Origin of the sequence: Novipirellula rosea (assembly GCF_039541335.1) — a bacterium.
GTDB classification, from domain to species: Bacteria; Planctomycetota; Planctomycetia; order Pirellulales; family Pirellulaceae; genus Novipirellula; species Novipirellula rosea.
In genome coordinates, this window is the sequence record NZ_BAABGA010000120.1 from 262,987 (window position 1) to 288,381 (window position 25,395).

Genomic DNA, 25,395 nt, shown 5'->3' on the forward strand with positions numbered 1-25,395 from the left:
AGCATGTCACCGACGTCTCTAGGATATTTTTGATGCAAGACGCAGCTCGCTCGTTCTTTCGTTCCGCGATCGAGACCCCCAGTCCTTCGGGGTTTGAAGAGCCGATCCAGTCGCTGATTCGCGACTACATCACTCCCTTTGCCGACAACGTCCGCTCGGATGTGCACGGAAACCTGGTTGCCAGCGTGGGGGATTTGTCGGGCCCAAAGCTGATGTATGCCGGTCACTGCGACCAAATTGGGATGCTGATTTCGCATATCGATGAATTGGGGTTCCTCTACGCCCAAACAATTGGCGGCTGGGATCCTCAGCAATTGATCGGTCAAGCGATGACGATTTGGACCGCCCAAGGTCCCGTCGCTGCGGTGATCAGCCGCAAGCCGATTCACTTGCTGAATGATCAAGAACGAAAGCAAGTGGTTCAGCTCAAAGAAATGTGGCTCGATATCGGTGCCAAAGACGAAACCGAAGCGAGGCAATTGGTTCGCATCGGCGACCCGGTGACATTGGACCTCACCTACCGACCCCTGCTGGGGGATTTGGTCAGCGGTCCGGGAATGGACAACAAAACCGGCATGTGGACCGTGATGGAAGCACTTCGGCGGGCATCGACGTCGGTCGGCTCGCTTCGCTGTCACCTGCACAGTGTCTCGACCGTCCAGGAAGAGATTGGATTGCGTGGCGCAAAAACGGCGGCCGGCAGTATCAATCCTGATGTCGCCATCGCTGTCGACGTGACACACGCATCGGATTGCCCCACCATCGAAAAGCAACAACAAGGCGACATTCGTCTTGGTAGAGGTCCAGTTATTTTCCGTGGGCCGAACATCAATGCCAAGGTGGCACAACGATTGATCGAATTGGCGGAAAAAAACTCAATTCCTTACCAGCTCGCCGCCATCGGCCGCGCCACGCCCAATGATGCAAATGTATTGCAGACCCACGGCGGAGGGGTGGCGACCGGTCTCGTCTCGATCCCGAATCGTTATATGCACTCGGCAGTCGAGGTCGTCTCGTTGTCGGATATCGACCATGTCGCTGAATTGTTAGCAAAGTTCGCACAATCCTTAACATTGGATGATGATTTTATTCCATCATAGAAAGGTTGCTTGAGAGTGATTCGAGCATCGATGGGAGTGAATGGCGGTTTATGGCTCAGGACAGTGGATACCTTGAACGCGTGTTTGCAGATGCACGCTCGACCTACCAGGCGCTCGCCGATGCGCTGCCGGTCAGCTTGCTGATCAAAGACACCGAAGGTCGGCGGCTGTTTGCCAATAAAAAGTATCTGGAAGTGCGAGGTCAATCACTCGACGAGATCCTCAACAAAGACGACTTCGACCTGTTTCCAGTCCATCTTGCCGCCTGTTACGTCGCGGACGACCAAGTGGTGATGCGAAGTGGCGAGGCGCTGCACAACATCGAAGAAACGATCGCCATCGATGGCAGCCCTCGTTGGATCGAGAGGATGAAGTGTCCGATCAAGGACAGCCAGCAGAAAGTGATCGGCATTCAGGTCATGTTTTGGGATGTGACCGAGCGGATCAAAGCCGAAGAAGAACTGCGGCACGAGCAGAGTTTGCTGAAGACGCTGCTGGACAACATCCCCGACTCGATCTATTTCAAAGATACCGAAAGTCGCTTTCTAAGAATTAGTCGAGCGATGGCGAAGAAATTCGCGATGGAAAATGCAAGTGATGTCGTCGGCAAAGACGACTCGGATATTTTTACTTCCGAACATGCACAGCTGGCTCGCAAAGATGAACTGCGAGTGATGCAAAGTGGTGAAGCGCTCGTGGACCGTCTCGAACGTGAGACGTGGGCCGATCGCGAAGACACTTGGTGCATGTCGACCAAAATGCCGTTCCGTGACGAGTCCGGGAAAATCATCGGCACGTTTGGTATCAGTCGCGATGTCACCGAGCTGACTAAATCGCAACAAGAGCTCCGCGAAGCACGTGACGTTGCCACCAAAGCGAATGAAGCCAAGAGTAACTTTTTGGCCAATATGAGCCACGAGATCCGCACTCCGATGAATGCGATCATCGGTATGTCCGAGCTGTTGGCCCAATCCGATCTGACGCCCGAACAGCGTGATTACAACACGCTCGTTCGTGATTCTGCCGACTCGTTACTGCGACTGTTGAACGAGATTCTCGACTTTTCCAAGATCGAAGCCAATAAACTTGAACTCGAGTCGATCCCCTTTGCCACGCGTGATGTGATTGAAAAAGCGGGGCAGACGCTGTCGTTGAAAGCATCCGAAAAGAACCTCGAGTTGCTCTGCCGCATCGCCCCCGACGTGCCCAGCCGTTTGATGGGTGACCCCGGTCGGTTGCGGCAAGTGTTGGTGAATTTGATCGGCAATGCGATCAAGTTTACTGAGACGGGACACATCTTTGTCGACGTCAACACGACCGAGGCTCCTTGCACCGGGTCGACACCCGAGTCGACGCCCGGGCAGGTAGGTGGGCAGGTAAATGACGAGGCCGAATTGGCGGACAATACGCTTTGGCTTCGCTTTCAAATTTCCGATACGGGCATTGGAATCCCCGAGGACAAGATCCAATCCGTGCTCGAGGCGTTCACTCAAGCCGACTCGTCAACCACACGTCGTTTTGGAGGGACCGGGCTCGGGCTCGCCATTTCAAGGCAGTTGATCGATTTGATGAAAGGGAAATTGGAAGTCGAAAGCGAAGTCGGCAAAGGCACTACGTTCTGGTTCGCGGCGCCGTTTCCGATTGCTGCCGTGCAAACATCTCCTGACAATCATCTGCGACAACTTGCGGGAACGCGGGTGTTGGTCGTCGACGATAACCCGGTGAACCGTCGCATTCTAGAAGAGATTTTTTCAGTTTGGGGGTTCAAGCCGACACTGGTGGATGGTGGCAAGAATGCCTTGCTGCGAGTTCGTGAAGCCAATCTTCGAGAGCAGCCGTTTCAGTTAATCGTGCTCGATTGCATGATGCCCGAGATGGATGGTTTCCAGTTGGCCCGACTGCTTCGCGAACAGTTTCCCGGCGACGCCGCTCGGCTGATCATGTTGTCTTCCGCAAATCTGCCGGATCGCTCGGACGAACTCGACGAACTCAACATCTCGCGTTACTTGAACAAACCGGTGATCCAATCTGAATTGTTGGACACAATCGTGCAAGTACTTGAAGTCGCTCCCCCTTGCGAACCGCCCCTGCAAACGCCCGTCAACGCAACCACGCCGATGCGAGTCCTTGTTGCCGAGGATGGGTTGGCAAACCAGCAAGTCGCGATTGGGATGCTGAAAGCGTGCGGGCACAAAATCAAAATTGCCAACGATGGAAGCGAAGCGGTTGCATGTTGGCAGAGCGAACCGTTCGATGTCATCTTGATGGACATGCACATGCCGGTAATGGATGGCATTGAAGCGACCAAGCTGATACGCGAGCAGGAAAAAGAATTCAATCCGCCGCGGCATATCCCGATCATCGCGTTGACGGCCGCCGCAATGCAAGAAGATTCCGATTCCTGCTTGTCCGCTGGCATGGACGCGTTTTTGACCAAGCCGATTCACCCGCGACGGCTGCAGGAAACGCTGGCTCGTTTCGCCGACCAGCCTGGCTGTGACTCTGCCGACCACGAAGCGACTGCCGACCGCGAGTCAACATCCGATCGCGAGTCGACTGTGGTCGACGCAGTGGTTTCCGACCACAAGTCCCCCGTTTCGTCGACCGGCGGTTCGCTGGCCGATACGACGGGTGACGGGTTATCACAGGCAGATTTTGATTCGCAGTACGATGATTCGGACGTGGTCGATCTGCGGGCTGCGGAGTCACGGATCCCCGGCGGACGCCGCGGCGTACGACGGTTGGCCGAGGTTTTTATCGGCGAATGCGAGACGCTGCTGGGAATTTTGGTCAAAACGGTTCCCGACGGCGATTTGACCGAGATCGGACGTGCTGCGCATACTTTGAAGGGCTCGGCGAACCTGTTCTTCGCCCACCAGGTGTACGGGACGGCTCGCGAGATCGAGCAGTCCGCAAAAGAGGGCCGCCGTGAAGATCTTGTCAAACTTCTGAAAAAACTAAACGGTGAAGCGGCAGCGATGCTCCGGGTTTTACGGCATATTGTTGCCACATCCTCCGGTTCTAAAAGAACTTAGGTCTCATTTGCTAAGTGTCCAGTGCAGCCCGCTGCTGTCCGGCGTGTCACCCCGAGGGACCTGGACATTCGGGGCGCCCCCCTATTAGAACACAGCCGAAATGCTTGCTTGGCGTCCGAGAGAGGCTCGTGTGGTTTGAGGGCCCAGGCTCATGGTGCTGCCGGATCCCCCGAATATTATTGACCTTCGCCCCTTTTTTTGCTACAATCGTCCTCTGAAACGCGTGATTGCCTAACAATCCCGCTGAAAAACAAGCCTATAGACTTGCCACCCTCCCCAAAAAACACCAGAGCCATCCGCGACTTTTATCAAAAATAGTTGCTTTACGGATCTGGGCCTACCTAAACACCGCATCGAATCCTGGCGAGCTTGACTCACCGCACGCCCGGAGATGTTGTCCCCACCTTGAGTTTGACGTGATGAAACAAAACTCCATCACATCGATTCCTCGAGACTGTGCCCATCGAGCGTTCTCGTTTCCATTATCGATCGCTTGAATTCTATCCAATCACGTTGAACGTTTTCTCAATTCGGAGAATTGCAAACATGCGTTGTCACGGAAATCCTTTTAGCCGTCGTGGCTTTCTCGCCGCCGGAACCCTCGGCACGATTGGGTTGTCGCTACCCGAATTGCTCATGCGTCAGGCGGCGGCGGAACAAAAACAATATGATTTTGTGGAAGCCAAAGCAAAAAGCGTCATCCATATCTTTTTGCCCGGCGGTTTGGCACAACAGGAATCGTTTGACCCCAAACCGTATAGCCCTCTGGAATACCGGGGCGAACTCAAAACGATCAAAACTAATACGGGCGAAGTCTTCTGCGAGACGATCCCGCAATTAGCCAAGCGGGCAGACAAGTTCAGCGTGATTCGGTCGATGAGCCACGGCGAGGCGGCCCATGAGCGGGGCACCCACAATATGTTCACTGGCTACAAGCCGAGCCCGGCACTGCAGTATCCTTGCTTCGGTTCGGTCGTCAGTCACGAGTACGGCCCACGCAATAATTTGCCACCGTACGTATGTATCCCCAACGTCCCCAACGAATTCGCTGGGACGGGCTATTTGCCAAGCAGCTATGGTGCGTTCGCGCTCGGTTCGGATCCCAATCGCAGCGATTTCAAGGTCCGCGACCTGAATCTTGCTGGCGGTGTGGACGAAGCACGCTTCACGCGTCGCAAAAGTGCACTGGAAGTGGTCAACAGCCACTTCACCTCGGTGACCCAGGCTGACAATATCGAAGCGATGAACACGTTCTATCAACGAGCGTATGATTTGCTCGATACCCCGGCAGCTCGCGAAGCGTTTGATATCGAAAAAGAAGACGCCAAAATGCGAGATCGCTACGGTCGCAACGACGCGGGGCAACGCATGTTGATGGCTCGCCGTTTGGTCGAGGCCGGATCTCGTTTAGTGACCCTGACCTATGGTGGCTGGGATATGCACAACGACATCACCGGCGGGATGCGACGATCCACTCCGGCATTGGACGTGGCGTTGTCCGCGCTGTTGGACGATTTGTCCGAGCGAGGCATGCTCGATGAAACGCTCGTCATGGTCAGCAGCGAATTTGGCCGCACGCCGAAGATCAACAAAGATGCCGGCCGTGACCACTGGCCAAAGGTGTTCAGTGTGATGTTGGCTGGTGGGGGAATCAAGGGAGGCACAATCTACGGTGCCTCGGATTCGACCGCATCGGAACCCGAAGAAAATGCGGTTTCCCCAGCTGACCTTGCGACCACCATGTATCGCTTGCTGGGCATTGTTGCCGACAAAGAATTGATGGCTCCTGGGGATCGCCCGATCGAAATCGTCGATGGCGGCAACATCATCGAGCCATTGTTGGCGTAACGCGGCACATTTTGCTGCCCGTTTTGTCAGGAGAATTCGAGTGAGGGCACCTTGTGTCCTCGCTCTGCTCTGACGCCTTTCGTTAATCATTTTAGTGCGGCGTCGACTCGCCGCCTTGCATCGTTTGAACTCGCCTCTATTGGACGCCCAAGTGAATTCACGATCCCTCGCCACCGCGTTTGTTGCATTGAGCTTGACTACGCTGGTTGCCACTACCGCAATGGCAACGCTGCCGGAAGTCACCCGTCTGAAACCCCTCGGCGTCCGCCGTGGCGAAGAAACGACGGTCTTGTTTCAAGGTGCCCGGCTGAAGGATGCACATCAAGTGCTGACCGATGTCCCCGGCATCACGATTCTTGAAGTCAAACCGATCGACAACGCCAAGGTCGAAGTCAAGCTGAAGGCGGATGAAAAACTTGCCCCTGGCTTGTACCCCGTTCGCTTGATCACCAAGAGCGGCATTGCCAACCTGCGACTGTTGGGCGTTGGAACGATGCCTGTGGTTCAAGAGGTGGAACCGAACAATGATTTCAGCAAGCCGCAAACCATCGAGCTGAACACGACGGTCGAAGGGGTTGTCGATCGTGAAGACGTTGATCATTTTCAGGTCAAGTTGAAGGCGGGCGATACGCTAAACGTCGAGATCGAAGGACTCCGTTTGGCTTATTCGCTGAACAATCAGAATATTCTCGATCCCTTTGTTTCGATTCTGAACGAAGGACGTTTCGAAGTCGCCACCAGCGACGATTCGGCTCTGTTGCAACAAGATGGTGTGTGTTCGTTCACCGCGACCGAAGATGGTACCTACACCGTCCTTGTCCGCGACAGTTCGTTCGGGGGCAATGGCAACGCCGGTTATCGGCTGCATGTCGGGACGTTTCCTCGTCCGGTTGCCGCCGTTCCCGGTGGGGGCGTTCCAGGCGACACGCTAAAAGCGAACTTGGTTTCATTGGATGGCACAATCAGTCAAGCATCGGTCCAACTTCCTAGCGAACCCCATGATCAATGGGCGGTGGTCACCGAAAACGAAAAAGGCATTTCGCCATCACCTAACTGGGTGCGAGTCAACGAGTTGCCTGTGGTGATGGAACAGGAACCCAACGACGACCGCGCCAAGGCGCCCGAGTCCGCTGTGCCCGCTGCGTTTTGTGGTGTGATTGAAAAAGAGGGCGATTTCGATTGCTTCAGTTTTCAATGCAAAAAGGGACAGCGTTTCCGTGTGACCGTGTTCGCTCGCAATGTGATTCGTTCACCTTTGGATGCCGTGCTGAACGTGTTTGCTCCCGATGGAAAGACTTTGTCGTCCTCGGATGACATCGGCACGAACATGGATCCGTACGTCGAGTTTACTGCTCCGGCCGACGGAAAACATAGTGTTCGGATTTATGATCATCTTCGCGGCGGCAGTGCGATCCATCATTACCGCATCGAAGTCACTCCCGCAGTCAGCGAGTTTGATTTGAGCTTGGCCGAGTTGCGTCGTTATTACCCGCAAGTGGTCTCGGTGCCAATCGGCGGCCAAACCGCATTCATGGTCAATGCGACACGTCGAGGATACAACGGCGAAATCTTCATGGAACTTGATGGGCTTCCTGAAAACGTCGTCGCTCAAACCTTCCCCATGCCCGCCGGGCGTGGCGAGATTCCGGTGCTGTTGACTGCGAAACCCGAAGCAACGCATGCCGCTTCGCTGTTTGATATTCGCGGTAAAGGTGATGAGAAAAACGCCACCGTGACGGGCCAACTAAAGCAAACTCACCAATTGGTGCTCGGCCAAAACCGGCGTCCGATGTGGGGCTATGATACCGATCGTGCCGCGGTGGCAGTCACCGACGCGGCTCCTTTTGAGATCGAGTTGGTCCAACCGAAAACGCCCATCGTTCGCGATGGTAGCAAGGAATTGGTCGTCCGCATCAAACGTGGCGAAGGGTTCGACGGGGCGGTTTCGCTACGTACGCTCTACAATCCGCCTGGGGTTGCGGTCAACAATAGCCGCAAAATCGACAAAGGCCAAACCGAAGTTCAAATTCCGATCACCGCGAACGGTAGTGCCGCTGTCGGAACGTGGCCGTTGATTATGATCGCAAGTTACCCCACCGATAACGGCACGGCGGAAATCGCGACGACCCCCATCATGTTGGAGATCCAATCGCAACTGTTCCGCTACAAGTTCCCTCGCTCCGCTGCCGAACTTGGAACCGAAGCGACGGTGGCAGTCGAAGTCGAAGTACTGCGAGATCTTCCTGGTGACGCGGAAGTGGAACTGGTCGGAATTCCAAATGGTTTGACCAGTTCGGCTGCAGTCCAAAAAATCAGCAAAGATTCAACGAGCGTGATCTTCCCAATCACAGTTGCCAAAGACGCTAAGACCGGGAACCACAAAACGCTCGTCTGTAAATCACGTGTTACCGTCGGTGACGAAGTGATTGTGCAAACCAATGGCACGGGTGAAATTCGTGTGGATGCACCGTTGCCACCGAAGAAAGACGCACCGGCTAAACCGGCTGCAAAACCCAAGCCTGCCGAAGCCAAGCCCGCCGCGCCAAAACCACTCAGCCGGCTCGAACAGCTTCGTCAAATGAAGAACCAGTAAGCACGCGTCACGGCGGGGAGGACGTTTTCGCATGTCCTATCTCCGTCGATCGTCCCCCCCGTATTCAATCGATCCCGTATTTAAACGATCCTGATTTAAACGATCCTGATTTAAACGATCGCTTTTATTGTTCAACGAGGAACATCGGCATGAAGTTTCCATTCATCAAATTACTCGAGCGGATCGCTCTCGGCGTGGTCATCACCGCGACCGGTGCCGTTTCGGCGATCGCGGTCGCGCCCGAGTCATCGACTCCGAGCAGCAACACGGCGCGTCGACCCAACATTGCGGTCTACCCGAGTGAAATCAAGCTTGGTTCGGCTCGTGATTTCCAGTCGTTCGTCGCAGTGCTGCGACGCGACGACGGTATCACCGAAGACGCCAGCGAGCGAATGGAGTGGTCGATCGCCGACGAATCCAAAGTCCGTCGTGACGGTTTCATGCTGCATCCGGTCGCCGATGGCCAAACCGAGTTGGTGGGCTCGTACGCGGGCACCGAGGTTCGTGTGCCGATCACCGTGACGGGCGCATCAACCAAACCTGAAATCAGCTTCGAAAAAGACATCATGCCCGTGCTAACACGCTCGGGGTGTAACACCGGATCATGCCATGGTGCCGCTCGCGGCAAAGATGGGTTCCGTGTCAGTTTGTTTGGTTTTGACCCTGATGGAGACTACTTTCGCATCACGCGTGAGATTGGTTTCCGACGTATTAACCTTGCGGTTCCCGAAGAGAGTTTGTTCTTAAAAAAATCGATCGGTGCCGTGCCTCACACCGGCGGCAAGCTGTTTGACACCGATTCGGACTATTACGCCACGATTTTAGAGTGGTTGCAGAAGGGCGCCAAAGCCGATCCTGCCGATGCCAAGCCACCGGCTGTCGAGTCGCTTGCGATCTATCCGCCTCAAGCGGTCATCGAAGGTGATGGAACCCAGCAGCGATTTGTGGCCGTGGCCACCTACAGCGACGGCAGCACGCGTGACGTCACTCGGCTCGCCGCGTTTACATCCAACAACTCGGGTACCGCCGAAATCGATTCGATGGGCGTGGTTACCGCCGGACGTCGCGGTGAAGCATTCGTAACGGCTCGCTTCGTCACCGAGACGGTCGGCAGCCAAGTGTTGGCGCTTCCGACCGAGTTGCAGTACACCGCTCCGAAGATCGAAGGCGAATACATCGATCAACTTGTCGGCAAAAAACTGCAACAGCTTCGTATCCTGCCAAGCGGACGCTGCAGCGACGAAGAATTCCTGCGGCGTGTCACTTTGGACATCACGGGGTTGTTGCCGACCGAACAAGAGTATCAGCAGTTTGTCGCTGACGCCGCTCCCAACAAGCGTGCGGAATTGATCGATCGTTTGCTCGAACGGAAAGAGTTCAGCGAGATCTGGGCGATGAAGTTTGCGCAGTTATTGATGATCAAGAGCAGCAATACGGTCAGCTACAAATCGGCATTTTTGTATGCGAATTGGTTGACTGACAAATTTGCTCGTAACGTCCCCATCGATCAGATGGTACGTGAACTACTGACCAGCACCGGCGGTACGTTCACTTCGCCAGCGACCAACTTTTACGAGATCGAACGCGACACACTGAAGACGGCCGAAAATGTCGCCCAAGTCTTTATGGGCATCCGAACGCAATGTGCCCAGTGTCATAACCATCCGTTTGACCGCTGGACCATGAATGACTACTACGGTTTCGCTTCGTTCTTCTCGCAAGTGGGACGTAAACAAGCCGAAGACTATCGCGAAAAGATCGTTTACAACCGTTTTGGTGGCGAAGTCAATCACCTCGTGACGGGCAAGCCCGTGCCACCCACTTTCCTCGGCGGCGAATCGCCTGACACCAAAGGCAAAGATCGTCGCGAAGTGGTTGCGAACTGGTTGACCAGCAAAGACAACCCGTACTTTGCTCGCTCGATTGCCAACCGGATTTGGGCTCATTTCATGGGCGTAGGTTTGGTGGATCAAGTCGACGATATCCGTATCAGTAACCCACCAAGCAACCCCGAACTGTTTGATACACTCGGTAACAAATTGGTGGAATACAATTTCGACATGCGGTCCCTTGTTCGCGATATTTGCAACAGCGAAGCGTATCAACGCAGTTGCCAATCGAACGAGACCAATGCTCATGACAACCGCAACTATGCGTACGCCGTCGTGCGACGTATCCCGGCGGAAAGCATGCTCGATTGTCTGTGCCAAGTCACCGAAGCGCCTGAAAAGTATCGCGGGCTGCCACTGGGTGCATCGGCGGTGCAAATCGCCGATGGTGCAACCTCGACTTACTTCCTGGACACCTTTGGACGCTCGCCGCGAGCGACCGTTTGCGAGTGCGAAGCGACCACGTCGCCATCGCTTTCGCAAGCACTGCACCTGCTAAACGGAAGCTCTGTGACGAACAAGATCGAGCAGGGCAAAGTGATTCAGAAATGGGTCAAAGAGGAAAAACTGAGCAACGAGCAGGTGATTGAGCGAATTTATATCCGCTCGCTCTCTCGTAAACCGACCAAGGAAGAACATGAGAAACTGCTCGCGACGATTCCAGCCGAAGGGGACAGCACGGCTGCACTTTCGGATGTTTTCTGGGCCGTTCTGAACAGTCGCGAGTTTGCATTTAATCACTGATTAGAATGTAAAAACGCCTTTGATTTCTCACTCGAAAACTCGATCCTCCACACGATTTCCAATCGCTATGATTCGACTGAATATTGCCGCCTTACTTGTTCTGTTCGGTTGCGGAGTCAGCTTCGCTGCTGACGAAAAGTCCACTCCCGAAGTGAAGAAGGTTACGTTTGAAGACGATGTCAAGCCGATCTTTCGCCAACATTGTGCTAGCTGTCACAACCAAGGCGAAAAAAAGGGCGGCTTGGCATTGGATACCTACACGGCATTGATCGAAGGGGGTGGTAGCGGCGAGGTCGTTTACGATGACGGCGACCCATCAGCTAGCCGTTTGTGGCAGTTGGTCAATCATGATGACACGCCGATCATGCCTCCGAACCAAGACAAATTGCCTGCCGAACAGTTGGCAGTCATCCAGGCTTGGATCGAAGGGGGCATCTTGGAAAACTCGGGTTCCAAGGCCAAAGCGAAAAAGAAGAACTCACTTGCCTTTGTCGCAAGCACTGGCGGGAAACCCGAAGGCCCCGTGGCGATGCCCGAATCGATTCCTCAGCGTGTGCCTGTTGTTACAGATCGAGCTGCTGCGATTTCGGCGATTGGCACAAGCCCCTGGGCACCGTTGGTCGCGATCGCGGGACAAAAGCAAATCGCACTGTATCACACGGAAACGTCTGAGCTGCTGGGCATCTTGCCATTCGAAGAGGGGATTGCACAGTCGCTGCGTTTTAGTCGTGACGGCAGCTTTTTAATCGCAGGTGGCGGCGAGCATTCTTTGAAGGGAATCGCGGCGATCTATGACGTCAAAACCGGCGAACGCGTGGCCACGGTTGGCGACGAATTGGATGTGGTTTTTGACGCCGATGTGAACGCCAGTATGTCGCGAGTCGCGATGGGCGGGCCGCAGAAGATGTTGCGTATTTACGACGCTACCGATGGCGAGTTGCTTTTTGATCTGAAGAAACATACCGACTGGATCTTTGCGGTCGCTTACAGCCCCGATGGGGTGTTGATCGCGTCGGGGGACCGCTCGGCAGGCCTTAGTTTGTGGGAAGCCGATACCGGCCGATTGTATTTGGATTTGGCCGGTCACAAAGGAGCGATCAATTCCGTTGCATGGCGAGACGATTCGAATGTCCTGGCCAGTGCGAGTGATGACGGAACCGTCAAAGTCTGGGATGTCGCCGAAGGCAAAACGATCAAGTCGTTTAATGCTCATGGTGGCGGTGTCACCGCGGTTGCCTTTGATCATCAAGGACGAATCGTTACCGCAGGTAAAGACAACCGAGCCAAACTCTGGGATGCCAATGGGGGGCTGATTCGCGAGTTCAAACCGGTTTCCGAAGATGTGCTCGAGGTGGCGATTACCCACGATGGCAGCCGAGTGATCTATGGCGATTGGGACGGGCAAGTCTTCAGCGCCCTGTCCGAGAAACCCGAAGAGAAACAAGCGTTGGCAGCGAATCCGCCTCCAGCCGCCGAGCGAGCCAAAGTCGTTCAGCAGCAATTGGCGTCGATCCAAAAAACGATGCAGCCGATCAAGGCCGAGCTTGATGCTGCCATGAACGCCGTTGCAGCGGCTCAGAAACCGATCGACGAACTCAATGCAAAAATCGCTGCTGCCAAAGCGGAAGCAGAAAAAGCGAAGGCGGCCGCTGACGCTGCGGCAAAGAAGGTTGGCGAATTGGATGGGCAAATGCCCGCCTTGGCCAACGCATCGCGTGACAAGCACGACGCCGTGATCGCCGTTCGCGTGCAAACCAACGGTGACGTGGCTAAGCTTGACGCCGTTGCAGCGGCCGAACAAGCTTTGATCGATCACTTGGCCCAATTGGTCAAGCTGCGTCGGGACCGCATCGCGACTGCGAATTCGATTGCGACACACCAGCAAACTTCGGCGGCCAAGACCACCGAAGCAGCCGAGCTGGCCAAAGGCCTTCCCGCACTTCAAGAAGCATTGGCCAAAGCTCAGCAGGCCGCCGATGCGATGAAGCAAAAGTACGATGGTATTGCCACTCAGTTGACCGCGGTGCAGACGAAATTAGATCAATTGTCAGCCGCCATCCATTAGTGCTAAGGTAATGGGGGTGCAGGGGATTGCGTGAAAACCATGCAGCCATCGAGCTTGATTGACCCCCATGACTGTTCAACCATCACAACAACGTTCGGCCGTGCTCGCGGACGATCTAGGGCATTTCTTGACCGAGCAGCTCTCGACTGAGAGTGGTTCCGGCAATCGGTCGGCTCACGGCGGGCGATTAGAACCGATGTTTCCAGGGCTGGCGTACGGCCGCCATCGTGGTCCCTCGCGTCGGGGGTGTCGCCAGGCTGCCGTGGCCATTTCACTGTTTCAAGACGCGGATCAGCAGTGGGTCATTCCGTTGACCCAGCGTCCGATGACGCTGAAGCATCACGGTGGCCAGATCTGTTTGCCGGGGGGACGCCGAGAAGCAGGCGAATCGCCCGAAGAAGCAGCTCTACGTGAATTTGAAGAGGAACTGGGCGTGCGTCCGGAGGTGCAGACGTGTTGCGGCCGGCTAGGCGAGCAATACGTTTATGCCAGCGATAATGCGGTCCAACCGGTGGTCTTTATTCTCGAAACGCCATTACTTCAGTGGCAGCCGGATCCGATCGAAGTTGAGAACGTGATCCTGATGCCCCTCTCCGAGTTGTTTCGTCCCTCGCGACGAATTGTTGTCCAAATGAAAAAACGAGTGCACTTGATTGAAACAAGGGCCGATCGAAACCCATCATTGGGGGCTGATACTCTGCAATTTGCCGCTCCTGCGTTTCAATACCATGACTATCGGATTTGGGGAGCAACGGCGATGATTTTGGACGAATTGGCTCGGATATTGCTGCCTTATTACAATCGGTCAAAAGTGACTGGCAATTAGGCCACTTTGACAGTGGGGCAAATTGACAGCGAACGCTCTGTAACTAACAATTTGCGCTGGCAACCTATTTTTCAAAAGGAAGTTTCCATGGCATCTGATGCTGTAAAAGAATTCACTGATGAGAACTTCGATAGCGAAGTCCTTCAGGCTGACTCCCCTGTGCTTGTTGATTTTTGGGCACCTTGGTGTGGTCCATGTCGTCAGATCGCTCCGATGATTGACGAATTGGCCAGCGAAAACCCATCGGTCAAGATTGGCAAGATCAACATCGACGACAACCCTGGAATCGCCCAAAAGTTCGGAATTAGCAGCATTCCTACGCTGTTGGTTTTCAAGGGTGGCGAAGTTTCAGAAAGTTTTGTTGGCGTTCGCCCCAAGGCAGCGCTTCAACAAGCACTCGATGCGTCGGTTGCTTAAACGCGTCGGTTATTTGAGCGTCGGTTAATTTTGAGCATCGAAGGATGCGCGGAACACGTAGGCACTGTGTTACTTCACAGTGCCTTTTTTTATGCGCCCAGCTGATCTGCTCTCGTTTTCGATAAAGCGAGGGGGGGGGCGGGCAAACGCGAATCCCTACCTTCTGGCAATGGTGGCTACCAGGAAACGCTTCATAGCATGGGCTTACTCGCTAGTGCCGACTGAATGGTGACGAAACAGTGGCCAGCGCCAAAACGGCTAACAAAGCAGCCGTCTGAAATGGCGATGGGGATCGCGCTAGTACTGCGCCTGCGTGCTGCGGACTCGCCCATCCTGAGCAACCTGCCATACTTGACGGCTGTATAGGTCGATTGCAGTCAACCAACCTCCGCCATAGCAAAACGTGTCGATGTCCAACAAGTGTCCAATATCAAGAATTTCGCCATCTCGCATCGCCGTGTGCCCCACCACGGCTGTTTTGCCGCTGATGTGAGCTGCCGGGAAACCGTCGTTCAGCGTGTACCAACGCAGCATTTCGGGCGGTTGGTGCTCGAGCGGCGTGTCAGGATCGTACGCCGCATGAGTAAAGAAATAGTCTTCGTACTCGAAGTAATCGCCCAACGAATCGAAAAAGTCCTCGTGGCTTTGTGGCAAAAAATCTAATCCGCCATCAAAACCGTAGCTATCGAGCGTTTCGACCCCACCATATTTCAGCCATCCGTGAGGCGATTGGCCGTCGCGAATGACCTCCAGCATCATCTCCTCGTGGTTGCCCACCAATCCGATCAACTGTGTTGATCTGCGAAGCTCGATCAGCGTGTCGATCACTCCACGCGAATCAGGACCTCGATCGACGTAATCGCCCAAGGTCACGACGATGTCCTTGGTCGTAGGGGCAACCTCCGCAAGCAATCGCTCGAGAGCGACCTTACAGCCGTGAATGTCACCAATCGCGATAAGTCGCTCAGACAATTTTGAAAAGCCCCATGCTGTATTCAATTTGACGATCGTGGGTTCAATCTGCCGCTAATCGTAACGGTATAAAATCAAGGGTACTAATACAAGTTCGAGTTGGCAATTAGCGGCACCCTGCCTTTGGCGATCCTGGGCGGCCCAAACTGACGGTGGCCCTGGTTTTTTGGGTACAATTCCAGCCGCGCCCACGTTGATATCAGTGGGCGAAGGGGGGCGCATGGATCGACTTCAAAACGATAACACTCTAAACGATCCTAACGTTTTCGGTGTCATTCGTGGGTGCTGTCCCCTTTTTCTGTTTCCTGGATTGCGATCTTTTGTCGCTGACGGGGGGCCCCTAGCAGCGGAAAACTAGCTTGTCCGCAACACGATTTGTATTCCTGAAAACGCCCGACAATGATCGAAGAAATTTGAGAACTTGACTTGGATTCATTTTCGTGGGTAACACCCGCTGCGTTGGAATTGAAGTAAAATAGAGCAATGTCATCTCGTTAGTGGCTAACCCGGGGGGATTGAGATTGATAGAACGAACTTTTCTCACTTTCGAAATACTGAAATTGGTATCCTCGCTAGCGTTAACTGCTAGCGTTTAGTTTCAGTCACCTGCGATTCGCAACCGGCTCCGACATTTTTAAACCGAATGGTTAAGTGCAAATGACGATCCCGACCCCCCCAAGCAATTCGCAAACCCGCCACGCTGTGGCTGGTGGCCTGCAGAGCAATCTCGAAGTGGTGGATGCTTGGGACGAGGAAGAGCTCGAAGAGGAGTCGTTCTTTGCGGCAAGCGAGACCACAGCGTTTGCCGGCAGCATGTTGGTCCATTTGATCATCATCTTGTCTTTGGCATTGGTCCCGTTGGTGATGCCGGTCGATGAAGAGGCCGTGGTGTTGGTGTCGCCTCCGGCTGAACAGGAGATCGAAAAAGTCGAGATGATCGACGATGTAACCTACAGTGATTTGCCGCAAACCGAAGTTGGCGCGAACAGCACCGCCGACGCGGCGATGGCGGAAGCATCGGCGGAAATGTTCGCCGAGATCTCCGAGATCCCAAACCCGGTCGATCTCGAACCGACGGACTTGGGGCAGATCATGGTCAACAAGATGTTCACCGAAGCGGTCGCTCCGTTGGATCGATTGAAGAATCAAAAGGGGCAAGTCGGCCAGAGTACGCAAGGGGCCGCAGGCGCGGTGGACCGAATCACGTTCGAGATTCTGCAATCGCTCGAAGAACGCCCCACGTTGGTTGTGTGGTTGTTTGATCAAAGTGGATCGCTGCATCGCCAGCGTCAAGAAATTCGCGATCGCTTCCAGCGAATCTACAGTGAGCTGGGGATTGCCAAAGAGAGCAAAGCGGCAGGGTTCCGCCGCAACACCAATGACAGCCCTCTGTTGAGTTCCGTTGTCGGCTTTGGCAAAACCGTCACGCTGTTTACCGAAGAACCGATCGAAGATCTGGAAGAGATCAAATCGATCGTGCAAAACATCCCTGTGGATACCTCGGGCGAAGAGCGGGTCTTTTCGGCCATCACATCCGCAGCCGATCAATACAAATCTTTGCGGCGTAGCCGCGGTGGCAACGGTCCCCAGCGAAACGTGTTGTTCGTGGTCGTGACCGATGAACGAGGTGACGACGCGAACATGCTCGAGCAATCCATTGCGGCGTGTCGCAAATGGGCGATTCCGGTTTACGTGATCGGCGTTCCCGCGCCCTTTGGTCGCGAGCACACGCTGGTGAAATACGTCGACCCCGATCCTAAATATGACCAATCGCCCCAATGGGCCCAGGTCGATCAAGGCCCTGAAACGTTTTATCCCGAACAGGTTCAAGTCGGTTTCACGGCGGACTTTAAACAGGAACCGGTGATCGACAGCGGATTTGGTCCCTATGCATTGACGCGTCTGTGTTATGAAACCGGGGGGATCTATTTCACGGTTCATCCCAATCGCAATGTGTCTCGCCGGGTTCGGTCGTCTGAGATCGACGCCTTTGCCGCGGACATCGAATACTTTTTCGATCCCAATGCGATGGCGCGATATCGTCCCGACTACTTGGCGCCTCAGGATTACGTGACCAAGGTGAAAGCAAGCCCGCTACGTCAAGCACTTGTGCAGGCGGCACAGATGCGACCCGCGCAAGGGTTGTCGCGACCGCAGACACGTTTTGTCAAACGCAGCGAAGCTCAATTGGTGGGCGATTTGACCAAGGCACAACAAGACGCAGCTAAGTTGGAGCCCACGTTGATCCAAATGGCGACGATTCTTGAACCTGGAATGAAGGCCCGCGAAAGTGAAGAAAGTCTCCGCTGGAAGGCGGGATTTGACTTAGCGATGGGCCGAGTGCTTGCTCAGAAAGTACGCACCGAAACCTACAATGCGATGCTCGCCAAAGGCAAACGGGGCATGCCATTCGAAAAAGAAAAGAACAATACTTGGATCTTAGAGCCGAGCGAAGAAATTTCGGTGGGAAGCAAGTGGGAACGCGAAGCAGCACTGGCCAAAGAGCTGCTTGAAGGCGTCACGCGTGATCACAAAGGCACCCCCTGGGCGCTACTCGCCGATCAAGAGCTGACTGTCCCAATTGGTTGGAAGTGGAAAGAAACCTTCACCGATCTGACGCCACGTAAACCGGGTGGTGGTGGCGGCGGCGGAAACAACAATCCGCCCAAGGACGACCAGAAGCGGATGCTCAAGAAAGCACCCTCTCGGCCTGTTCCGAAGCTGTAGAAACTGCTCAAGTTCACACATTGCTCACAAGACATCCGCACACGCTTTGTCTTGTCACGGTACGGACTTCGTTGCTTCTTTCGAAGTGCTTTGGCGCTCTTCGGCCGCTTGGTAAATTTTGGCCAATCGCAACATCAGCGATTCAAGACGCTCGTAGTACGCTGTCTCCGCCATCGTCGCTTTTTCCGATTGCAGTGTTTCGATTTCACTTTCAATCGTGTCGCGACGTTGTCTTTCTTCTGGCGACAGCGGTGCTTGGTTCACCGCCGCAAAGAGCGTCATCTTTGCAGCTCGGCGACCATCGAGCTGAGTGTCCGGTTTCGCGGCGATCGAAGGGGTGTTGCCGCGGAAGGCTTTAAATGAAGTCCCTAAACCATCGCCGTTGTCGTCAATCAACGCATGCTCGCTGCTAATCCTAGCCTCGGTGTCATAGAACTCTTTCACCGCTGCGTTGGCTTTTAAAAACGCTTCTTGCACCGAGACCTCATCGTCGTGATCCAAGTCCGCATCGAGGGAACCGATCGCTTCGGCAAAGTAGCGACCGAAACGAGCATAGTTTTGCTCGCTGCCGCTTTGTGTCGCCGTGACAATCACACGCCCCGGGGCAGATAATGCATTAATAAACGGACCACTTGCCGAAGCACCGTTGACAATCACTAGTGGACGATCAAGCGGCTTGATCCACTCGGCCAACTCGGTGGCCGAAACATCAGGCCCTCGCAAGTTGAACTTGGCCACGTTCTGCGCGAACGTGCCGTGACCGATCAAGACAATCCACAGCGGAGCCGATGTTACGCGATCCGCTTCGGCGATCCAGGACTTTAGTTGTTCACGATCCGGCGTCCCAGACGATGTCGAATCACCGATCTGGTGTAATTTCACCGAAGTCGACTCGACATGCCGTTTCCACTGGTCCGCAGTCTCAGCAAATTCAGCCGCATATTCATCGTTGCCGCCGGCTCCGACGACCAGCAGCAGATCGGTCGCAGTGGCATCTTTGGGCTGGACCTCGTCTGCCCCAACGCTATCGATGTAGACGTGCGAGGCGAACAGTGTGATTCCTAATGCGACGGTAAACCATCGATTCATGACAAACCTTTCCAGCGACGTAATCCCCATTCACCACACAAGCAGAGGATGGCGGCGACCAAAACCCAAACATTGTGCCAGAGAGGATAGACCCAAGTTTCGGTAACGGGGACTTTTAAATTCGGCAATTCGGCGGCAAAGTCAGCCAATGCATTATTGGCAATCACTTTACCACCGCTTTGTTTCGCAATCGTTTCCAACAACGGGCGGTTTAAACTGAGTTGACGAAACTCGGCTGTATCTGGCTGAGCGACCCAGCCCGTGTCTGCTTCGCCAACAAAATGACCATCTGCTGATTTCGCTGCCACATGCACTCGGTAGGCGTTGGACTGATTTGTCCAAAAGGCAGCGCGGTACACCCCGGGGGCATCGTCGTCCGCAGTGGCTTGGATCTGGATGACGTCGTCTCGGTCATCATCGCGAGTTCGTTTTTCAATCGGCGTGATCGTTAATTCGATCTCAGCGTTGTCGATCGGCAAGTACGCTTCGTCGCGAACATGCACCACTATTCGTGCCGGTTCGTTCGGGTCGACATTCGGCTCGACTCTCGCTTCGACTTGACGCGGCACGTCACCGACAAGCCAATGTGCCATTTGCCGCCACGCTTGGGCCGCATCATCCCCATCGTTGTTTTTCGAACGCGGATCATGACGCATCGACCATCTCCATAAATCAGCAATGGGCATCGCTGCGGTACGCCCTTTGCCGAATCGCTGGGCGACGATCGCAGGCAGCGGATCGCCCTTGGGGTCCTGGACGGTGGCCAATGTGAGTGCTCCCGGTTTGACATCGCCGACGGCATTGACCGAGGTGAACGGAGGCATTTGAGCAAAACGATCGGATTCCGCCGTTTCGTTCTCTCGCAGCCGTGCCCAAGGCTCAAGCATTCCTTCGCGAGTTAACTTCATCCGGTATGCCCCCGCGACACTGGCGTCGCTAGACCGCGGACCATAGACCGGGGCGAGTTCTCCGAGCGGGCTGTCGGCAAACGATTTGCCGGCAAACGACTCTTGGCCTCCGAGCATCAACAATCCACCGCCTCGGCTGCTGACGAATTGACGCATCAGCAGCATCTGGTCCTGCGTGAAATATTCGGATTCGATGTCATCAAGAATGATCGCGTGATAGGCAAAAAGCTCTTCGCGTGTCTCGGGGAACCCGTCGCTCAATTCTTCGGATTCTTTGACACCCAAACGAATCATCACAGGTTCATCATACTGCTGGACCAATTCGTCTTCGGCGCTGTCGACACCATCAAACAATCGGTTCGTGCTGGGGGAACTTGATCCGGTGACTCCTTGATCGCGAAAACTAAACTTCGGTTCTTTATTGGCGATCCGCAGTAAACCTACCAATTGAATCTCGGCATCGGCGGCAAGTGATCGTCGCAAAAATTTGAACTCCCAATTGGGGCGTCCGGCGACATACAAAATTCGGTAAGGCCCCGATTTGCGATCGACCGCAATCATTCGCTGGTTGTTAACGAGCGTCGCTTCGGAGGTTTCGCGTGCGGCTGTCCCCTTCGAGTCCTTCGATTCGCCCTTCGCTTCAAATGCTTGGCGATCTCGTTCCTCAAACACAATCGTTCGGTAAAATCGCAGTCCCGGTTCATCCGGTCGAAAGCGAAACGTGACTTCGTTATCCGTTTCGGATGTCGAGGTTGTGAGCGTTTGTTCTTCGACGAGTTTGCCGTGATCGAGATCACGAAGTTGGACGACGAGTTTCCGCTTCGTCGGATTCGCATCGACTTGGACACGGATCGTCACCGGAGCCGATTCAAAATCCGTTTGGCTGACACTGACATCCGCGATTCGAACATCGTTGATCGCTTCATTTGCGGACGACAGCACTGGGTAGACGGGAAATCCCAACGTGGACCAATCGAAATTTGTGTCGGGCGGATCGGTCAAATTGCCATCACTGAACAGCACCACGCCCGCCACAGGACGCGCCGCGAACCGCTCACCGAGTGACTGCAAGCTGGTCGACAGCGACGACGCTGTGCCCTCATTTGACAGAGTCGGATCTGCCAATTCGAGTGCCGCGATCCGCGAATCAAACGAATAACCTCGCACGTCAAAATCTTGTTCCAAGCGAATCCGCCAATCATTTTCGGGCGAGATTTGCTTTGAAACAACGTCCGCCCGCGTTTCTTTGGCCCCTTTGGGTTTCACCTGCATGCTCTTGCTGTTGTCGACCAGGATCGGCAACACATTGGCTTTAGGTCGCGGCCGTGTACCGCTGCGCATCGGCTGTAATAAACAGATTGCGATCAAGGTGATGGCGGCAATTTTTAGTGCTGCCGCCAACCACCGTACCGCGCCCATCGTGTGCTGTGATGTGTAGTTCCAAAGCGTTAACGCCGCCAAAATTACCGCCGCGATCGAGACGGGAATCACCCAGTCGGGCGCCCCCCATATTAAATTTTCGTTTAGCGGGAACATCGCGTCAGCGGTCAAAATCGAGAAGATCATTTGCTACGCCCGCTTCCAAGGTTCTCGTAATATTTGCGAACCGCCTCGGTGAATTGGCTCGGGACCGGATCACGATCGACCGGAACTTGTGCATTTTTCTCAGCGGATCGTCGCATGTATTCCTCTTGGACATCACGTTGCAACTCACGTAGGGGGTCGGCGATCATCTCTTCGATCAATTTCCATTGCGGTGCCTTGGAATGACGCAGCAGATCCGTTCGGACTTGGCGTGCGCGATCACGAATTTGGGAAGCGCGCGTACGCAGTTCAGGATCCTCGACCATTTCTTCGACGTCGCGGAGTTGATCGGACCATTCACGAAATCCGTCCCCGGCGATCGGCGATCCACTCGGGCTCTGGGCCGCCACACGACTTTGACTCGGAGTGGCCCCTCGGATTCCTGCTTGCCCTTCTCTTCCTTCCGCCGGAGCACGCCCAGGGCTTTCACTCTCACTCTCGCCAGGAAGCATTGACTGTCCCTGGCCCTGTTGCCCCGGCTGTCCCTGTTGCCCCTGCCCCTCGCTCTGCTCTTTTCCCTCGCTCGATTCGCTATTCGATTCGCCGCTCTGCTCGCCGCGGCCTTCCGTCCCTTGCTGTCCCTTCTCCCCCGGCTGTTGACCCTGTCCCTGTCCGGACTCCCCGTCTTGCCCCCGCTCCCCCTCTCCCAACTCCCCCTCTCCCCCTCTTTCTTCCCCGATCTCTTCGTCCAAATCTCGAGCCAGCTGCTCTAGTGTGTTGGCGGCGCGTCGCAGTCCTTCCGTTTCGTCACCAAGAATCGAACTGGCAGCTTGTTCAAGTTCCTCTCGCAACGCTTTGACCCCTTCGGCAGCCGCCGTCTCGGCTTGACGAGCCTCTTCCTTGAAACCTGCTTGAACCAGCTCGGACGTCTCTTCTAGACGACGATCCACTTCACGCTGCTGCAGATTGCGAAACGAGTCATATAGCTCTTTCGCCAACAGCGGCTCGACGGTTTCGGCTTGCTCGACCGTTTCCTGGATTTTGTTTTCCAACTGCGACAGATCGCGGCGTTGCTCTTCGAGTTGTTTTTCGAGTTGTTGCTGTTCTGCGTTGCGACGCAGCCCAGGCGACGGATTTTCCGACTCTTCGCGTAACGCTTCCGAGAGTCGTTGTTGCTTCTGGTCGAGTGCTTGTGCGTCGGCTCGCATTTCACGCATCGCATCACTAAATTGTCCCGAGGTGCGCTGTCGAAATTCGTCCTGCAACTCTTCGAGTTCACGTTCGGCGCGTTTACCAGCCGCCAGCGCCGACGAGGCATCCTCTTGTGCGAGTGCTTCGCTGGCCCGACGCTGGTTCTCGCGAGTTTCTTCGAGCTGCTCGCGTTGCTGCTGCATCGATTCTTGGTTCTCGGGACTCTGCATCCGCTCGGCCAATTCATCGGTTTCACGCAACAAGTTTTGCTGCTGTTCTCGCAGTCGTTTGATCTGTCGGCGGATCTCTTCCTTTTCCTTTTCGGACTCGGCTAACTCCAGTGCGGATTGCAATTGTGCCAGCTGCTTGTTGATGTCTTCTTGACGTTGGGCAAGTTCCCGTAGCCGACTGAGTACTTGTCGCTCTTCGCGTTGCTGTGCCGCCTCAGGCGAATTGGCTTCCGCTTGCTGCTCGGTCTCGTAGCGATTTTCATCTTGATCGAGTTCGAGTTCGTTTAATTGCTGTTGACGCTTCGACGCCGAGCTGCTGGAACTACTTTGGCTTTGTTGCTGAGCCCGAGTGACTTGAAACTCTCTTGCCCGCAACTTCAACAAGCCTGCATAACTCGCTTGTTCGGATGCCAACGCCTCGTCAAGCGTTTCAGTCGTCTTGGATTGTTGTGATTTCTCGAGTTCACTTGCGGCGGACTGCATATGGACGCGAACGCCCTCGACGATCAATTTTGATTGAGGGTCGCTAAGCTCCGCCGCGAGTTCATCGAGCATTTCGATTGCGTTTTGTTGCCCCTGGAGGATCTCTTTGACGTTTTCGGCAAATTCGGGCGACACTTCCGCGCCCGCTTCATCACGAATAACACGCCAAGTCGCATTGATGATTTGTTTTTGCAGCTCGGCAAGCTCTTCAGCCGCTTGCTCATTCTGGCTCGCCGGAGCCTGGCCGCTTGGTGGCGGTTCCCCTTCGCGGAAGATTTCTTCAAAGGGACGCACCTCGGCAAAGAACATATCGCTTTGCGTTCGCCGCACTTGTCCACCGGGCCCAATGTCTTCGGCCCAGAAATAGTACGCAAACAATTGGTCCGGTTCGGCGTCGAGTGCTTCAAACTCAACCATGTGCGAAAAACCCTGTTTCCGCTTCGCTGTATCCTTTTCTTCGAACGCGATCTCCGTCGCCTTGCCCTCGAAGTTGTAAGACAGTCCGACTCGATGGAGCCCAAAGTCGTCTGCGATATCTGCGGCAAGCGACAACTCTTCGAGCGGCGAGACGCTCACGTCACCTCCTTGAGTCAGTTTGATGCTGGGCGGCTGATTGGGCAGCACTTTCGCGACCAACTCGGCTGGATACTTGTTCTGACGTCCCTGTTCGTCGATCAATTCCAACGTGTAGCGTTTTGTCTCTTCCATCCGCAGTTCGACCATCATCCCGTCACCTGTCGTGTGGTCCATTGGCTGCAGCGGCGTTCGTGTTCCGTCTTTTTCCACGAGCGTCGCCGACGCGACCGGCTTGTTCAAATGGCAGTGCCAAGTGAGTATCGTCCCCTGGACGGCCGATACACGCACAGTGTCTTCGATCCGTTTGTCATCCATGCCGGTGTACTCGGGGAAGTCCAACAGCGCATCACTTCGCACCAACTTCGGAAACTCAAAGACGCTGATCGCGTATGTTGGGCTCGACCAATCACGCGTCAGAATTTGGTACTCAAAGGCTTCGTCGACAGAGGCTAAAAACGCGGCGACGATCGGGTCCTGCAGGTTTTGCTTCATCGTCAATCGCTGTTCACTGCCATCACGTTTGATCACACGCAGCTCGGCTTCGCTCGGTGCGACCGATTCAAAACGAGCGGTGATCACCAAACTCGTGTCGCGTTCGATTTCCGCGTTCCCAGGATCGACAATCGCGTTGCTCTGGTTCGCTCGCGGTATGCTCGCGCCGACTTGCGAAGGGTCCGCCGACGTTACAAACAACATGCCCAGCACCCCCGCCATCACCAACGTGGCGCTCAAACCCGACACTCGGCTGAGCCACAATTGGCTTTGCGGAACCGTTTCGATCCAGCGGTTGCGTTGCGAATGATCGCACGCTTCGCGAATCACGCGTTGCTGTAAATAACTGTCTGATTTTTCCTCGCGAGTGGTCAATGAAACTGCAGTCAGTAGCCGCTGCTGCAGACTTGGGAACTTGGATTCAATCTTGCTGGCGATCGAGTGAGGATCCGAATAGCTTCGCCGTGTCACCGCCCAGGCGATCAGCATCGCCAGCGAAGCGACACCCAGCAGGATGATCGCCGTTTCCGAACCCATGACCTGACCTGCACGTGCCGCAGGCAACAAGCTCCAAGCCAATCCCGCAAATACGAGTGCGATCAAAGCCAGCAACCACCCCAAGCGTCGTTCTTGAAATCGAGACGTCACTTGATGAAGTCGTTTTCGTAATGTTTTTTCCATCATCG

Annotated in this window: 13 protein-coding genes; 9 read left to right on the forward strand and 4 right to left on the reverse strand. The window is 54.8% G+C overall.

The window, feature by feature from the left end; genetic code table 11:
- Positions 1 to 32 precede the first annotated feature (32 nt).
- The 8 genes from ABD971_RS33320 to trxA all read left to right on the forward strand — a co-directional run bounded on the left by ABD971_RS33320 (position 33) and on the right by trxA (position 14,517).
- The gene (locus tag ABD971_RS33320; RefSeq protein ID WP_339936229.1) at positions 33 to 1,100 is read left to right on the forward strand and encodes a M42 family metallopeptidase; all 1,068 of its coding nucleotides are present in this window, start codon (positions 33 to 35) and stop codon (positions 1,098 to 1,100) included.
- Positions 1,101 to 1,150: 50 nt separating this feature from the next.
- Entirely contained in the window at positions 1,151 to 4,135 is a 2,985-nt protein-coding gene (locus tag ABD971_RS33325; protein ID WP_345327970.1) for a hybrid sensor histidine kinase/response regulator, read from the forward strand.
- 546 nt (positions 4,136 to 4,681) lie between these two features.
- Complete coding sequence (locus ABD971_RS33330; RefSeq protein ID WP_339936233.1) at positions 4,682 to 5,983, forward strand: DUF1501 domain-containing protein; 1,302 nt, start codon at positions 4,682 to 4,684, stop codon at positions 5,981 to 5,983.
- Positions 5,984 to 6,134: 151 nt separating this feature from the next.
- The gene (locus ABD971_RS33335) at positions 6,135 to 8,576 is read left to right on the forward strand and encodes a pre-peptidase C-terminal domain-containing protein (protein ID WP_345327971.1); all 2,442 of its coding nucleotides are present in this window, start codon (positions 6,135 to 6,137) and stop codon (positions 8,574 to 8,576) included.
- A gap of 149 nt (positions 8,577 to 8,725) precedes the next feature.
- The gene (locus ABD971_RS33340) at positions 8,726 to 11,209 is read left to right on the forward strand and encodes a DUF1549 domain-containing protein (protein ID WP_339936237.1); all 2,484 of its coding nucleotides are present in this window, start codon (positions 8,726 to 8,728) and stop codon (positions 11,207 to 11,209) included.
- A 67-nt stretch (positions 11,210 to 11,276) separates the two neighbouring features.
- Positions 11,277 to 13,274, forward strand: a complete 1,998-nt coding sequence (locus ABD971_RS33345) for a c-type cytochrome domain-containing protein (protein ID WP_345327972.1) — start codon at positions 11,277 to 11,279, stop codon at positions 13,272 to 13,274.
- Positions 13,275 to 13,341: 67 nt separating this feature from the next.
- Positions 13,342 to 14,100: an NUDIX hydrolase gene (locus ABD971_RS33350; RefSeq protein ID WP_339936240.1), complete on the forward strand. Its 759-nt coding sequence runs from the start codon at positions 13,342 to 13,344 to the stop codon at positions 14,098 to 14,100.
- A 12-nt stretch (positions 14,101 to 14,112) separates the two neighbouring features.
- Positions 14,113 to 14,517 carry a thioredoxin gene (gene trxA / locus ABD971_RS33355; RefSeq protein WP_425571408.1) on the forward strand — a complete coding sequence of 135 codons (405 nt, stop codon included), beginning with the start codon at positions 14,113 to 14,115 and terminating at the stop codon, positions 14,515 to 14,517.
- Positions 14,518 to 14,814: 297 nt separating this feature from the next.
- Here trxA and ABD971_RS33360 read toward each other — a convergent pair whose 3' ends face one another.
- Positions 14,815 to 15,489, reverse strand: a complete 675-nt coding sequence (locus ABD971_RS33360; protein WP_339936242.1) for a metallophosphoesterase family protein — start codon at positions 15,487 to 15,489, stop codon at positions 14,815 to 14,817.
- 657 nt (positions 15,490 to 16,146) lie between these two features.
- On the opposite strand from ABD971_RS33360, the gene ABD971_RS33365 reads away from it, so the two are divergent.
- Complete coding sequence (locus ABD971_RS33365; RefSeq protein WP_345327973.1) at positions 16,147 to 18,216, forward strand: vWA domain-containing protein; 2,070 nt, start codon at positions 16,147 to 16,149, stop codon at positions 18,214 to 18,216.
- Between the two features lie 54 nt (positions 18,217 to 18,270).
- Here ABD971_RS33365 and ABD971_RS33370 read toward each other — a convergent pair whose 3' ends face one another.
- The 3 genes from ABD971_RS33370 to ABD971_RS33380 are packed head-to-tail and all read right to left on the reverse strand — an operon-like array spanning position 18,271 to position 25,393.
- Positions 18,271 to 19,305, reverse strand: a complete 1,035-nt coding sequence (locus tag ABD971_RS33370; protein WP_345327974.1) for a hypothetical protein — start codon at positions 19,303 to 19,305, stop codon at positions 18,271 to 18,273.
- Positions 19,302 to 21,779: a glutamine amidotransferase gene (locus ABD971_RS33375; protein WP_345327975.1), complete on the reverse strand. Its 2,478-nt coding sequence runs from the start codon at positions 21,777 to 21,779 to the stop codon at positions 19,302 to 19,304. The genes ABD971_RS33370 and ABD971_RS33375 overlap by 4 nt, the downstream gene beginning before the upstream one ends.
- Positions 21,776 to 25,393, reverse strand: a complete 3,618-nt coding sequence (locus ABD971_RS33380) for a DUF4175 family protein (protein ID WP_345327976.1) — start codon at positions 25,391 to 25,393, stop codon at positions 21,776 to 21,778. Before ABD971_RS33380 ends, ABD971_RS33375 begins: the two co-directional genes overlap by 4 nt.
- Positions 25,394 to 25,395: the final 2 nt, after the last annotated feature.